Source organism: Variovorax sp. PCZ-1 (genome assembly GCF_018413605.1).
Taxonomy (GTDB): Bacteria; Pseudomonadota; Gammaproteobacteria; order Burkholderiales; family Burkholderiaceae_C; genus JANMDU01.
Genome location: NZ_JAHCDN010000001.1, coordinates 805,387 through 819,895 on the forward strand (window position 1 = coordinate 805,387; position 14,509 = coordinate 819,895).

Annotated in this window: 12 protein-coding genes; 6 read left to right on the forward strand and 6 right to left on the reverse strand. The window is 50.7% G+C overall.

What is annotated here, in order from left to right; genetic code table 11:
- Positions 1-20: 20 nt before the first annotated feature.
- From KIH26_RS04015 to hpnC, 4 genes are all read right to left on the reverse strand, one after another.
- Positions 21-1,751, reverse strand: coding sequence for an RNA-directed DNA polymerase (locus KIH26_RS04015; protein WP_213442699.1), 1,731 nt, complete (start codon positions 1,749-1,751; stop codon positions 21-23).
- Between the two features lie 119 nt (positions 1,752-1,870).
- Positions 1,871-3,250 carry a hydroxysqualene dehydroxylase HpnE gene (gene hpnE / locus KIH26_RS04020; RefSeq protein ID WP_213442701.1) on the reverse strand — a complete coding sequence of 460 codons (1,380 nt, stop codon included), beginning with the start codon at positions 3,248-3,250 and terminating at the stop codon, positions 1,871-1,873.
- A gap of 155 nt (positions 3,251-3,405) precedes the next feature.
- Positions 3,406-4,260 carry a presqualene diphosphate synthase HpnD gene (gene hpnD / locus KIH26_RS04025; RefSeq protein WP_213442703.1) on the reverse strand — a complete coding sequence of 285 codons (855 nt, stop codon included), beginning with the start codon at positions 4,258-4,260 and terminating at the stop codon, positions 3,406-3,408.
- Between the two features lie 134 nt (positions 4,261-4,394).
- Positions 4,395-5,279, reverse strand: coding sequence for a squalene synthase HpnC (gene hpnC / locus KIH26_RS04030; protein WP_213442705.1), 885 nt, complete (start codon positions 5,277-5,279; stop codon positions 4,395-4,397).
- A gap of 60 nt (positions 5,280-5,339) precedes the next feature.
- Between hpnC and KIH26_RS04035 the strand changes: the two genes are divergently transcribed.
- The 4 genes from KIH26_RS04035 to KIH26_RS04050 all read left to right on the forward strand — a co-directional run bounded on the left by KIH26_RS04035 (position 5,340) and on the right by KIH26_RS04050 (position 8,578).
- On the forward strand, positions 5,340-5,723 hold the full coding sequence (locus KIH26_RS04035; protein ID WP_213442707.1) for a RidA family protein: 384 nt from the start codon (positions 5,340-5,342) through the stop codon (positions 5,721-5,723).
- A 7-nt stretch (positions 5,724-5,730) separates the two neighbouring features.
- Positions 5,731-6,330, forward strand: coding sequence for an isochorismatase family protein (locus KIH26_RS04040; RefSeq protein WP_213442709.1), 600 nt, complete (start codon positions 5,731-5,733; stop codon positions 6,328-6,330).
- Between the two features lie 139 nt (positions 6,331-6,469).
- Positions 6,470-7,753, forward strand: a complete 1,284-nt coding sequence (locus KIH26_RS04045) for a GDSL-type esterase/lipase family protein (RefSeq protein ID WP_213442711.1) — start codon at positions 6,470-6,472, stop codon at positions 7,751-7,753.
- A gap of 99 nt (positions 7,754-7,852) precedes the next feature.
- On the forward strand, positions 7,853-8,578 hold the full coding sequence (locus KIH26_RS04050) for a 2OG-Fe dioxygenase family protein (protein WP_213442713.1): 726 nt from the start codon (positions 7,853-7,855) through the stop codon (positions 8,576-8,578).
- Positions 8,579-8,689: 111 nt separating this feature from the next.
- Here the strand turns inward: KIH26_RS04050 and KIH26_RS04055 are convergent, their stop codons facing one another.
- Positions 8,690-9,982 (reverse strand): diguanylate cyclase domain-containing protein, encoded by a 1,293-nt coding sequence (locus KIH26_RS04055; protein WP_213442721.1) that lies wholly within the window; start codon positions 9,980-9,982, stop codon positions 8,690-8,692.
- 178 nt (positions 9,983-10,160) lie between these two features.
- Entirely contained in the window at positions 10,161-11,696 is a 1,536-nt protein-coding gene (locus KIH26_RS04060) for a DUF6923 family protein (protein WP_213442723.1), read from the reverse strand.
- A gap of 278 nt (positions 11,697-11,974) precedes the next feature.
- Between KIH26_RS04060 and KIH26_RS04065 the strand changes: the two genes are divergently transcribed.
- A complete protein-coding gene (locus KIH26_RS04065) occupies positions 11,975-12,625 on the forward strand; it encodes a response regulator (RefSeq protein ID WP_213442725.1) in 651 nt (216 codons plus the stop codon).
- Positions 12,622-14,469, forward strand: coding sequence for a sensor histidine kinase (locus tag KIH26_RS04070; protein WP_213442727.1), 1,848 nt, complete (start codon positions 12,622-12,624; stop codon positions 14,467-14,469). Before KIH26_RS04065 ends, KIH26_RS04070 begins: the two co-directional genes overlap by 4 nt.
- Positions 14,470-14,509: the final 40 nt, after the last annotated feature.

Genomic DNA, 14,509 nt, shown 5'->3' on the forward strand with positions numbered 1-14,509 from the left:
TTCGAGCGAGACTTAGGCTGCTAGGTCAGCGGCTGTTCGAATTCTTCCCTCAGAATTGTTCGATGACGATCATCAGTAACGTACGCATTAATTTTCTCTGTGATAGAACTTTTGGATCGAATGTATTTTGACGAGAGTACTGAACAAAGGACGATGAACTTAGAGTGTGGATATACCGTGGGCTTGGTTTGAGGGAACAAGTACGCGTTTAGCTCGAATGAAACTTTTTCCAGCTCAGTAAATTGAGATATTTGGTTGGCTACAGAGACAGTGGTAGGAATACCCGACATAGCTTGTTGATTTATCAACTCCACCTGATTCTTTGTTCTTGCGACTCCAAATCTTGCCATTGCAGCAGTGGCTTGACGTCGTAAGAATGAGTTGTTTTGCCAGATATTCCTGTATTTCACAAGGAATCTGTATAAATCTTGACTAGTTGCGTATTTGCTCTTGAACCATAGCAGTGCAAAAAACGATTGTGCATCCTTCTTTTTTTGCGAATGGAGCGTCAGCTGGCTTTGTGCCTTGTCAACAAAATCACCTCCACGCTTGTTTGTTGGTATGTTCCATTGAGTGAGTAGATGCGATATCTGGAACAAAGAGAGATCATCAAAGGGATCAATTTTCTCGAGAATTTCCAAGATTCGCATAGCTGCTTTGTGGCTGTAGCCTCGAACAGATAAATATATTAAGTAGTTTGTCCGCAAAGACGGGTTTGATATATATCGATCAGAAAGATCATCAAGCAATCGATCACTCTCAAGTTTACCGAAAGTAGTTATGTACCTTTTCGCAATCTTGTCCCAAGCTTTTGGTGACTTGTCGCGAAAATGTGTGCGATATTTAAACCAAAGTTGGCGCTCTGCTAATTTAGCTTTCGTTGTGCCCGGCTTCAGTTCTTCGTATTTATCAATCTCGATATTTGCGTCGATTTGAAAGTGAAACTTAGCATCGTCAGCCGACAGAATTTGGGTTTTAGCAATGTTGAGTGCAAGACCTCTACTCTTAAGTACATCCGATACATCACTTAGCAGTGCAATTCCATCACGCTTTGAGTCAATGCCACATGTAATGTCGTCCATCCATCGAGCGAAGTTTTCTCCAGTTCGCTCTTTCAGGATTTGATCAACCTCAAATAAAAAACTGTGGGCTAAGAGTCGAATGGGTTCAATATTTGCAGTCGGCAGGCCCCGGTGTGAATAAGGTAAATAGTCTGGTTTCCATGACAGACCCTCAACAACTCTGAATATGAGATCAACTATGACTTCATCAGCTTCCACGTGAGATACAAACACGCGCCGCAATTCACGAAGATCAATTGAGTCAAAGTAATTCGTTAAATCCGTTACGACTAAGTAATTAAATTCGCCTGTGAAGTTATAAATCTTCTTTTGTAGATTTTTCCATTGTTCGCGAAAACTTAAACCGTATTCAATAGCCTGATGCGGCTTCTTTACATTGTGCTTGTCTCTTGAATAGAACGCATTTTTTGAAGGCTGCTTTTTAAGTACCGAGCTCGATACTTGCTCAATTAAGCACTGAAGTACTAAAGCGTCTTCTGGCTGCGGTATGACCATGTGCCTACAAATGCCATATTTTTTCTCTGTTCGATAAATCAGTGGAGTTCCAACCGAGTACGAGCCGTCAAGGATCGATGATTTGATTGCTTGGATTCTGTCGTCTATATTGAGATTGAAATCATAGTGGTCATAGAGGTCTTTTATGTCTAATCCACGTAGTTGGTTGCGCACAGTTGATCGCCAAATTTTGGTCGCAACTGCTTTGTCGAAGACTGTGTTTAGAGTCTTTTTACGAAGTCTTTGGAATCGCTCAGTATGCATTTTTTAATACTCAAACTGAATTTAGCATGCTACTTGCTAGCCTGCAAAACTGCGGTTGCAGAGTTTCTAGAGCGAATAGCGCCCTCTAATGTCGATGGATATGGTCCTTCCACATAATCGCCACATACGATGATGTTTGCCGCGATCTTAGAGCTCGGGCGCTGCAAAGCTGGTGTGCAGGCGAAGGTGGCGCGTTTGTCCATGATGGTTTGTAGGGCTTGGAGGTTGGGCAGGCCGAGTTGCTTTTGGCCTTGGGCGATGGCTTGGCTTTCTATCGTGGCGGCATCGCCTTGGCTGGCGCTGACGACGAAGGCTAGGAGGCCTGTTTGGCCTGTAAGTGCGCCTCGGTCGAAGACGAATTGGGCGGGTTCGTTGCCACCGGCTGGGCTGCTTTTGAGTGCCATCATGGGGCAGGGGAGCTTTGCGTCTGGCGCGTAGGCATAGACGGTGGCGATGGCTTCATGGTGCAGGGCATCGGTGGTGTCTGCCCATGCGGTGTGGCCTGAGGCTTTGGCGATGCGGGCTGCTTCGACTGGGGGTGTAGCTAGCACGATGGCATCGTAGTTTTCAACTAAATTAGTGCTCAAATCATCACTTCGCCGGCATGTAATGTGTGCGGAGTGCTCTGTATTTGATAGTGAATCGAGTGTGCTTGTGATGTGTGTGAGGCGCTCGCCTAGGCGTACTTCGCAGCCGCGCTGTGCGAGCCAGGCGGCTGCGGCTTGGGGGAAGAGGCTGCCTAGATCGGTTTTGGGGAGGAGGAGGTTGGAGCTTCCCATGTCTTCGTTCGTTGCGGCGAAGAGCGAATCACGCATGATGCGCAGGAAGACTTGGCCGCTGGCGCGGTCTGCGGGGGTATTGAGCGCGGAGACGCACAGGGGCTCGATGAGCATTTGCATCACGGGCTGGGTGATACGCTTGCACAGGGAGGCGACTGTGGTGTGGGGCTCGCATTCGAAGTTTTTCAAGCGCCACGCGGCGGCTGTGCGGAGCAGGGAGAGTTTGTCTGCCCAGCTCCAGCCGCGTGCGCGCATGACGCCCCAGGCGACGTCTAGGCCTTTGATGAGAGGGTTTTTCCAATCGGGAAGTTGCAGCGTGGCACCTGATAGCGCGCCGAGCGCTTGGCCATCGGGGAAGCGGAGGGTGAGGGGGATGCGGAGCAAGACTTCTTGCGGGTTGATGCCGACTTCGCGCATGAGGCGCAGGGTTTCGGAATACGCGCCGATGAGGATGTGTTGGCCGTTGTCTAGGGTGGCTGTGCTGCCGTCGGGGAGTTTCACATCGAGGGCTCTTGCGCGGCCACCTAGGTGGCGGGAGGCTTCTATGAGGGTGACTTGGTGGCCTGATTTGGTGAGCTCGATGGCTGCGGATAGGCCTGCCCAGCCTGCGCCGGCTACTAGGACTTTCATGTTGGGGCTTCTTCGCTTCGGAGAGCACGCCAGAAATTGGGGTCAGAGCCCAATTTCGTCTGGGGTTGAATTCGCGCCGGGGCGTTGAGTGTCTTGAATTGGGATCTGACCCCAATTTCTGGCTGTTGGCGCGCTAACTGAATCTGTCCCATTGCTTAACGCCCTAGCGCTTGCACTTTCCACGCTAGCCAAAATTTGCGCAGGGGCGTGAGGCTGATGCGTTGGTGGAGGACTTGGAAGTTTTCTGATTGGATTTCGCTGAGCAGGGCGCGGTAGATTTTGGCCATCATGAGGCCGGGTTTTTGGGCTCTTGCGTCTGCGGCAGGCAGGAGGGAGAAGGCTTCGTCGTACACCTCTTGTGCTCGCTGGGCTTGGAATTGCATGAGGGCTGTGAAGCGTTCGGAGTAACCCTTTTGGCCGAGGCTGAGTTCATTGGCTTTCACATCGAATTTTTGCAGCTCGTTGACGGGCAGATAGATGCGGCCGCGTTGCGCGTCTTCGCCCACATCACGGATGATGTTGGTGAGCTGCAGGGCGAGGCCGAGTTTGTGGGCGTATTGCGTGGTGCGCTCATCGCTTTGGCCGAAGATGCGGGCGGAGACTTCGCCCACAATGCCTGCGACGAGGTGGCAATATTTTTGCAGGCCGGGGTAATCGAGATAGCGGGTTTGCGTGAGATCCATTTGGCAGCCTTCGATCACGGCTTGCAGATGGCGCTCTTCGATGCCGAAGGTTTGGGTGTGCGGCATGATAGCGAGTAAGGCTGGGTGGCGATTGGCTGTGACTTCTGGTGCGGCGAAGGCTTGCGCCACTTCTTTGGCCCACCACGCGAGCTTGGTGGCAGCCACACCGGGGTCGCTTACTTCATCGACCACATCATCCACCTCGCGGCAAAACGCATAAAACGCGGTGATGGCGGCGCGGCGCTCTTTGGGCAGGAAGAGGAAGGCGTAATAGAAGCTGCTGCCGGCTTGCGCAGCTTTTTGTTGGACGTATTGCTCGGGGGACATGGCTTGATTATCTGCGAGCTATGGGTTGCCATAAAACGACACAACGCATCCGTTCGGGCTGAGCTTGTCGAAGCCTTATCGCCCTTCGACAGGCTCAGGGTGAACGGGGATACCATGTAGACAAGCCTTCATCATCAGTGCCAGAGGGCTCGCCAGAGGATGACAATGCCATCCCATGCTGTGATCTTGGGGCGAGCGGAGAGCGTGCGGTAGTCCATAGCTTTGATTTTTTCCAAAATGCGCAGGCCGCCGTGAATCACGCAGCGCAATTCGAGGCTTAGCCGCCAGCCATCGAAGCCTTTGATCTGCTGGCGCACTTGAATAGGTAATTCAAAGCCTTTTTGCATGATTGCGACCGCGAAATCTGCGCAAGCAGCTATCATTTTTATAGTGTTTTCATTATCTTTGCCAGCGATGAGGTCAGCGGGCAGCACTTGATTGGCGGCCATCGCATTCAGCGGGAAATAGTAGCGGCCACGTGGAATATCTTTGCTCGGGTCTTGCCAGAAGTTGATGAGCTGAAGCGCTGAGCAAATGGCGTCTGATGCGGATAATTCGCGCGGGCCTGTTACGCCATACAAATGCAAGAGCAAACGCCCCACGGGGTTGGCTGAGCGGCTGCAATAGTCCAGTAGCTCGGTATTACTCTCATACCAGCGGCCAGCAGCGGTGTAGCGCACATCTTGCTCAAAGGCTTGCAAGAGCGCATCGAGCAGGGGCACGGGTAGCGCATGCGCGAGGATGGCTTGGCGCAGCGGGGCAAACACATGCGGCCAGCGTAGCGATGCGGCATCGCTATTTGAGCAAATCAACAAATCAGCACGGAAGGCAGCCAGATCAGCCAGCCGCTGCTCGGCAGTAGCTTCGCCTTCATCAGCAATATCGTCAGCAGTACGCGCAAACCAATAAATCGCCACAATCGCAGGCCGCAGCCGCGCAGGCGTGAGCCATGAGGCGACCGGGAAATTCTCGTAATGTTCTACGCCATGAGTGGCTAGATGCACGGCATTGTTTTGCATAAGGGAATTGTCGCTGGGTTTGCTACGATTTCATCTTTCTGCACTCACAGGATTTCTACCATGACCCGCAAACTCATTTCCTCCGGCTCCACCTTTGAAGCCGAGATCGGCTACAGCCGCGCAGTGGTGCAAGGCGATTGGGTTTTCGTCTCGGGTACGACTGGCTTTGACTATTCGACGATGACGATCTCGGATGATTTGGTGGTGCAGACGGAGCAATGCTTGAAGAACATCTCAGCTGCGCTCGCGCAAGCAGGCTCCAGCATGGCCGATGTGGTGCGCATGACTTATGTGTTGCCCGTTGCCAGCGATTTCCCGCAATGCTGGCCCGTGCTCAAAAAGTACTTCGGCGAGGTTCGCCCGGCAGCTATGATGATCTCCGCCGGGCTAGCTGATCCGCGCATGAAGATTGAAATTGAAGTGACGGCGATGAAGCAGGGATAATCAACCTATGCTTATCGATACTTCCGCCTCCCAACTCGTGCTCATTGACCTGCAGGCAAAGCTCATGCCTGCGATGCATGAAAGCTCTTTCGTCTTACAAAACGCCGTTCGCCTGGCGCAGGCGGCGCGCCTCATGCGCGTGCCTGTGACGGTGACGGAGCAGTATCCAGAAGGGCTGGGTGAGACGGTTCCTGAGCTCGCTGACTTTGCGCGTGAGCCGCTGGTGAAGACGGAGTTTTCTGCGGTGGATGCGGGTTTGATCGAGGTCTTGCAAGAGATCGGTACACCGAAGGCTTCGCCGAATTTGAAGAGCGTGCCCAAGCATTTGCAAAAAGCGCCCACGAATAATCGCACAGACATCATCATCGCCGGCTGCGAGGCGCATGTGTGCGTGTTGCAAACCGTGATGGGGCTGCTGGAAGATTTTGATGTGTATGTGGTGACGGATGCTTGCAGCAGCCGCACCGAGCGCAACCGCGATGCGGCCTATGACCGGATTGCCGCCGAGGGAGCGAGTCTCGTGACCACCGAAATGGTGCTCTTCGAATGGCTGCGCGGCTCGGAGCATGCGCAGTTCAAGGCGGTGCAGGGCTTGATCAAGGTTTGACAGAGCTTCGACAAAGGTTGGGCTTAGTCTGATTGCTCGCCTCAGTGTGTTTTCTTCATCAGAATTTGCACATTTCCCAGTGCTTTTCATCATTTATGGTGATGCGTCTAAATGTAAGTTTGGCTAACATGCTGCGCAAATGCGCATCAAAACAAGTCTTTTTGCATTCATTCTCGCCTTATTCGCTGCAGCTCAAGTAGCCGCTCAAACGGCAACCGTGCCCGACGTTGGCAGCGTATGGATCAATCGCGTGGTGTATTTGAGCAGTGGAATGAGCCAAGCCCCAGAGATCATTCGCGTCGCACGCATGCAAGCGGGGCGGCCCGTGTTTGCGGGCGAGACTTTTGGTTATCAGGGCGAGATCATGGAGTCTTCCGTGGGCACGCTGATCTCTACGCAAGATTGTTTGCCGAGCATCCCACCGGAGCAATTGTTGCCGCCAGCCAAGCCCAATCAGTGCAGTTGGGGCGTGTGTGATGCGCCTGAAGTGGGACAGACTTTTGAGCGGCCGATTTATCTCTATGCCGCGCTGTATGGCTGCAAGGTGCGCATGGGCACGTATCGCTTCAAGGCAACGGGTAAGGCAGTGTCTGCAAGTGATGTGTATAAGGGCGAAGTGACCGTGGGCGAAGCTGAGATGGTGTTTGGCCTCTTCGCGCGCACGCGCTGGGAAAGCCATATTGCACCAGGTATTGGTGAGGTGTTTTCTAAATCGCCGGGGCGCGAGACGCGCTATGACAGGGTGCAGGTGAGCTTGGTGGGCTACAAGCTGGATGCCACGGCTTCTTCTGCTGTAGCAGCCGTGAGCAAGCTCTCTGTGCCAGCAGTGGATACATCGGTGGATTTATCAAAATTAGGCTGCCATATCGTCGCATTTGGCGATAGCCTCACCGAAGGCATGGGTGTGCGCCAAGATCAATGCTACCCAGCGGTGCTGGAAGGCATGGCGGGCATGAAGGTCTGCAATTTTGGGAATACTGGCAACACGAGCGATGTGGGTGTGCAGCGTTTGAATGAAGTGATTTCAGCAAAACCGAAATTGGTGATCGTGGTGTTTGGTGCGAACGATGCGCTGCAAGGCGTGAGCGGGCCAGTGATTCGGGCCAATCTCGAGAAAATCGTTGACGGCTTGCACGCTGCGGGCATTGATGTACTGCTCGGGGGCTTGCGCAGTGAAGCGGCAGCTCTTGCCATGCCTGTGTGGCGTGATTTGCTGGGGATTCATGATGCAGTGATCGAGTCCCGGCCTTGGTTGCGACAAATACCCGATGTGACGGAAGGCGTGATTGGCCGTAAGGATATGACATCCAGCGATGCGCTGCATCCGAATGCGGCAGGCTATGCCAAGGTGGCCGATACGATTTGGCAGCAGGGCGTGCAGCCTTGGCTCAATGAGCAGAAGCTGAAGACTGCTGTGAAGTGATATCAGTTCAGTGAATACTCATACTTAAATTCTTGTCTTGATGGAAGACGAGTAGGCAGCGGGGATAATTGCTTTAAAGCTCATTTTCTAAGCCGCGCCATGTTCACGCCTCCTTATACCCATCCTCTGAATCTTCAAGCCACGCTCAAGCAGCAAGGCTTTGCTTTACTCCCTGCTGCAGATGTGGCGGCTTTATCTGGCTGTGCTTTGAATGATCTGCAAGCCCTGAACGATTCATGGCATAGGCTGGGTGCAGACAACTATTTGAAAGACGGCGGCAAATACCGCTCTCGGCGGCATGGCAGTTGTGTGGTGTCTGGCACTGCTGTGCAAACCGTGCCGCATCGCGCGCATTGGCAGCCGGTGGAATACAACGCGCTGCATGGCGGGATGGAGCGTTGGTTTGAGCCTTTGGAAGATGCTACGCTTTCAGTAGCGCTTCGCGCAGTTCTCGCTTGGCTCGGGGGCTTATCGAGCCATTTACGCGGCAATCAGCCTTGGTTCACCGAAGTGCATCAGTTTCGCATCGACACTGCAGGAGGCATTGGCCGCCCCACGCCCGAGGGCGCGCATCGCGATGGTGTGGATTTGGTGGCGGTTTTCTTGGTGGCGCGCGAGCGCGTGAAGGGCGGCGAGACACGGGTGTTTGAAGCCGATGGCCCAGTGGGGCAGCGCTTCACCTTGAGTGAGCCTTGGAGTGTGTTGCTGCTCGACGATGCTCGCATGATTCACGAAACCACGCCGATTCAGCCAGATGGTGAGAAAGGCTATCGGGATACGATGGTGGTGACGTTGCGCAGCAAGGGCTTTCAGGACGCGAGCTAATATTTTATGTCTAAGTCTGGTTTTCTTTGCAAAGAGTGATCAGAGCAAAGACCAATTTCATTTGCTGAATGTTAGGCGGGTGCTAGGCAAAAAATGATAAGCACCCTGAATTCAGGCCGGTTTAATAGTACGGAACATTGCTTCCAATGGTTTTGGCTCGTCATTGGGGAAAAGTGTGACTGCTGCTCGTGAGTGTAAGTCAACTGCTACATTCGCTGCTCGCTCAGCCTCATACAGCGCTTCTGTAAAATTGTGGATGTCGTTACACCAGCATATTCCAACCCCTACAATTGGCAGAACAGATTCCTTCTGCGCAACGAGTTTTAGCTCGACAGGTTTGGCGGTAGCCGCTGCTAGCCGCAGTCCAAAATCCCACAATTGGTGAGCCGATACTTTGCCCGAAATCTGCACTGCAAAGCATGCGCCGTAGTAGCGCCCCATTAAATCAGCAGGAGAAGTGATTTTACGAATTCTCGAAACGGTCGCGAGCAATACCTCGTTGAGTCCGTTTTCGCCAAATTGTTGGACAATCTCTTTCGTGTTGCTAAGCTTAACCATGACTGTGACCGGTCGACGCTTGAAGCGCAGGCTAGTGACATAGATATGCTCCATCGCTTTGACCATCGCTACGCCAATTGGCAAACGAGTGATCAAATCGAGCTCGATACGGCTATCTAACAACTTAGTAAAGTAGGTGTGAACGTGTGCACGGTGTATGGCCGCGCGAAGTAAGATCATCATGCCTACCACGTTTAAGACTATTGCGATCATCCAAAAGCTTGATGCGAAACTGATCTGGAAAAGTTCTTGTAGCGCAAGAGCTATGTGCACCGGAGCACACGATAGCCCGCAAAGAAAACCTTGCCATGCCTCAGCGTCACCTAGTACAGCAGCACGTGCGCTCATGACGGACGTCACTACGAGACCCAAGATACCCAAGCTCAGCGCAAGCGGTGTCAGCCATGCTACTGGTGTTGCTAGATGCATTTTACCTAGTGCCAAGCATTGTTGATAAATCGGCTCAAAAGCCAGGACAAGTAAGCCTCCTCCGGCACTGATATATACGATTCCTAAAAGCACTATGTTGGCTACCCGATCACGCATTTTGATCCCCAGCCAATTTCGCACACCGATCGCCCCGATAGCAACAACCAAGGAAATGGCAACGCCCGACGGATACCACAGCACGTATGAGGCATTAGAAAACCAAGATGTTAAAGATGGCAGTGATGCTGCGAAGCCTGATGCAGTCAGTATGTAGGCTGCAGAAGCGGAAGCATACAAAAACACTTCACCGGCCCAACGAGCTCGGCAGCGAACAAACTCAAACAATGCGTAAAACAACAAAGGAATATAGGCACCCAGCAAGAGCGCCCATAGTATGAAATGTTGTTGATCGAGCATTTATGCACTAACGTTAATAGCAACCAGTTAAGTCCTTTACGAGAATTAAGTTAGCTTTTGAGCGGTCTCAATCTGCCCAAAACCGTGCCTAATCAACGCGAATTTGGCGGTCTCTCACTCTCTCCCTTACAATTCATCTCTAATCAGCTAAGCTTGAAAAAAATCTACTATTTCAAGCTCATAAACCTGCTGCACCTACCCCGCATCTGATGATCATTGTTACGGAAGTCATCGCTGGGAAACTCGGTAGCGTCGTCGAGCTGGGGGCGAAAATATTGTTCAAAACAGCTGGGCAACTCGCTGCCCCAGTTGAAGTGCAGTTCACTACTGTGCAATTGCTCAAGCCATTCGAAGGTGAGTCCTGCACGATAGCGCCGTTGGCGGCATCAGGCCCGCCATTGGCAAATGTCACGGTGTAGTTTGTCGTCGATCCTGCCACCAAGGTGGTTGTGCCATTGCTCTTTGTAACGCTCAGAGCTGCCCTCGGCCGTGATATTGGCACCGTGATGGTTGAAGTGCCGTTGCTAGGCACAGAATCTGTGTAATTGGAAGAAGTCTGAGCCGAGGCAACATTGGTCAGCGTGCCGGTGGTGGATGAATTGAGCACGGCTGTCACGGTGTATCTTATTGCACCATTAATGGACAAAGAGACTGTCTGGCTGATGTTACCGGAGCCACTGGCGGTAGAGCAGCCAGTCGTGACAAGGTTCGCACTTCCGGCATTGGTCACGCCGCATACCCAGTTCAATGCGGAATACACACCGCCTGGGAACGTATCAACAACACTAACTGGGCTTGCAGTACCTGCGCCAGTATTGGACACATTAATAAAATAAGTCACTGTTTCCCCAGGCTTAACTGAGGTTGGGGTTGCAGTTTTAACGACGCTGACATCAATGGGAAAATTTCTTGCAAGGTCAGTCATGGAATTGCCTGACGTAGTACCAATCAAAGTTGGGAGACCGTTGGTAGTGTTGATTGCATAAGCGTTTAGTACTGGATTCGTACTCATGAGCAGACACACAGCAGGACTGGGAGCGCAACCGGGGGCACCCGTCGAGCCAACAACTAATCCTGTCGGAATTGGTGAAGGAGTTGTAACCGGCAAACCCAAGCCACCGATTAAGTTTAGCGGTATTATGCTGTTGTTTGGGAGCGTAGCGAAGCCTGTGCTGGCATCTACTCGAAACAAAGCATACTCAGCATTGCTGGCGGCTAGTAAAACCATCCATAGATTACCGTTGTTATCGCAAACGATATCGCCTCCACCAGTGGGAGACACAGCAGCCGGGCTAAGGTTGATGTTTCGAATTGCACCTGTCGTAGGATTTACTTCGTAGAGATTATTGTTGGAGCGAGCAGACATCAAATACAGCCTGCCATCGGGGCAAAATGCTGCTTTATTGATGGTATTTCTCGTTGCTGGATCTAGTAAGACATTGATTGGCGTGCCATTGGTGCATGTGATTGGATCAAAACTATTCAACCTTGGAAAGACGGTGGTGCTTAGGCTATTTTCAAAGTAATAGAGTACCCCATTGTTTGAGTTTGATTGAGCAATAGCCGCTGAAATAAAATTGAAGGTTGTTGTTGTGCAGATGCGAGTTGTCGCACCGGTGTTGGGATTAAATATGAATACTTGGTTATTGATACTTCCTATCGTAGCGTCTCGCCCGCTGCCATAAATAGTTTGAGCAACCGTGTAGCCAGACATGCCAAAGCTCAGGCTAATCAACAACCATAAAAACCATCGTAACAAGAATTGAATACATTTCATAAAATTAAAGTCGCCCTTAAAGCTACACCAACAGACTAAAGCTCATTTGCAAAAGCCACTTATTCGTCAAGCACGCGACTAGCTCTTCTTTTTTGACTCTTCCCACCTCACATGCGCGGGTGCATATAAGACCATTTATTGGCTTCTTTGTCAGTCCCATCAACATGGGACAAAAATTTAAAATATGCCGATCTTCCTTCAGCAATAATCTGGTCATGAAAGCAGCTTTCGTTGAAGACGATCCACTGATGCATAGAAAAATTCTTCGTATGCTGAGCTTGGGCTTCCCGGATGCAGTGATAACGTCTTTTCAAACTTTGGCGGATGCCAGTGTTTATGCTTTGAAAGAGAAGCAAGATTATTGGTTGGTAGATTTAGGTTTGCCTGATGGCTCTGGCATAACTTTGATCGGGATCTTGCGTAAGCGATACCCGCAAACGAACATATTGGTACTCACCGTTTTAGAAGACACCAAAAATATTATTCGGAGCATTCAGGCTGGAGCCAACGGCTATCTGTTGAAGCAAGATCTTCAGACTGATGATCAGCTACCCGTTTTTATCAAAGCTATCAACGAGGGTGGTACCCCCTTGTCACCAGTGGTAGCTAGTCGCTTGTTGGAGCGAATGCAAGTGATTGCCAGTCAACCGGCATCTCTTGAGCTAGAGCAGCCACTAGCACCGCGTGAAGCGGAGTTGTTGCAGTTGCTCTCACGGGGCTACAGCTATCAAGAATCTGCGCAACTCATGCTGGTGAGCTTGAGTACAGTACAGACATTGGTCAAACGCTGTTACAGCAAGCTTGGCGTTCACTCGCGCACCGAAGCGATTTTTGAGGCTAAGACCAGAGGAGTATTGAGGTCATGACATTGGTCACCCGCGCAATAGTCGCCTTTTTGGTCAGCTTTGTTGCCTTGCTGTTTACCAGCCATGTGTTTGCACAGTCCACAGTCTCATCAACACTGCCATATGCATCTGAAGCACGTCCCATAAAACTTCCACTCGAAGTGATGCAAGCCGATCTGAAGGTGACTGTATTTGCCAATGATGCCGGACCAACGCAAACCCACTCATTAGGCATTCAGCAGCTACCTTGGCGTTGGGACAGAGTCTTTGTGAGGCAGCGGGGTGTAATGCATGTCAAGTTGGATTTTCCCTTGGATGCTGAGTCGGTTAAACAACTGCAAGAGAAAGGTAAAGGGTTGGGCTTAGCAGCCGCAAATATAGGTAATCGTCATCGATTACGAATCAATGGTGGGCAGTGGCAGTCCACAGGTTGGGATAAAAAGAACAGCCAGAATCGACAAAAACCAAGCTGGTATTTGTTACCAGCTAAAGACTTGCGGTCTGGAGGCAACGTCATAGAACTGGAGATTCAGGCTGAACCGGCCAATGAAGCCGGGCTGAGCGTAATCGAAATAGGACATAGTGAACAATCTTTGAAAAAGCACTCAGGTGAAGTCATAACACTTTATTCTGTCTTCGCAGTGATCGTTAGTTTGAGCTTTTGGGTATCCGGCATTGCCATTGCCCTAGCTTTGCTCACACGAGAAAAATTTTACGCGGTGGCGGCTTCTGCAGAGTGTTGTTTTTTCTTACGACAATTAGGGTGGTTGGTTGAGTATCCAATCTTGCCTACGTGGGTGTTCAATGCCTTACAACTGAGTCTGCATGTTTTTTATGCTGGTTTAATGTTTTGGATCTCACAGATATTGATCGATAAACCATTACCCTGGCTAGAGCGACTCTTAAAAACATATTTGTTTCTGTGCATTCCTATCGTCACTCTAGGTATGTATCTAGGAGACTATCGTTTTTATCCTGTAGCACTACCAGCTGCAATGTTGATAATTTCTATCATTTGTGCAACCCGCCTCGTGTACTATGCTTGGATGAAAAAGGATTGGATCTTATATGCGTATGCATTTGGCGGTGTTCTAAGCATCGTCGCGGGAAGCAGTGATTTCGTACATGATAATTCCCAATCGGGCTTCGGAAGCCATGCACTGACCAATTATGCTTTTGCTACTCTAAGCATCACAATGTTTTTCTTGGTAGCGTATCGCTATTTAAGTACGCGTGATGCATTGCATGAACTTAACATGGCGCGTAATTTAGAAGCAGAACTTGCTACTAATCGCGAGCGCGAACGTTTGATGCAAGATATTCATGATGCAGTGGGCTCGCAATTGGTAGGGCTTTTGAGTTTAGTTAACAACAGTGCACCCATGAAGCAAATCAAATCGCATACCGAGAGAGCTTTGGGCGAAATGCGCCTAGCTATCGATGCTATTAATACGACGGACGGAGATCTAAGCTTGGTTTTAGCCAGTTTGAGGCATCGCTTGCAGCCGCAGTTGAGTGCCGCACAGCTTGATATAACTTGGCAAGTAGATGCTGCTCGTAAATTGGGCAAGATGTCGTACAGCGATATTCAGCATATTCAGCGCATCATTCTGGAGGTATTCAGCAATATCATGCAGCATGCTAGGGCAAAAAAAGTGGTGCTCACAGCCCAGAGTGACGTTAGCGATGACATGTGTTGGATTTGCATAAGCGATGATGGCGTAGGTTTTAACTCCAGCCAAACAAAGGGGCGTGGGATATCGAATATGCATAAACGTGCTGAAATTCTGGGCGCCATACTGACTATTGAGCAGAATAAGCCCAGCGGTACTATCGTGAAGTTAGGCTTCTTAGCTGATTCATAAAATGTATTGCTAAAGATCGTGATTTGTTTTACTGCTGGTG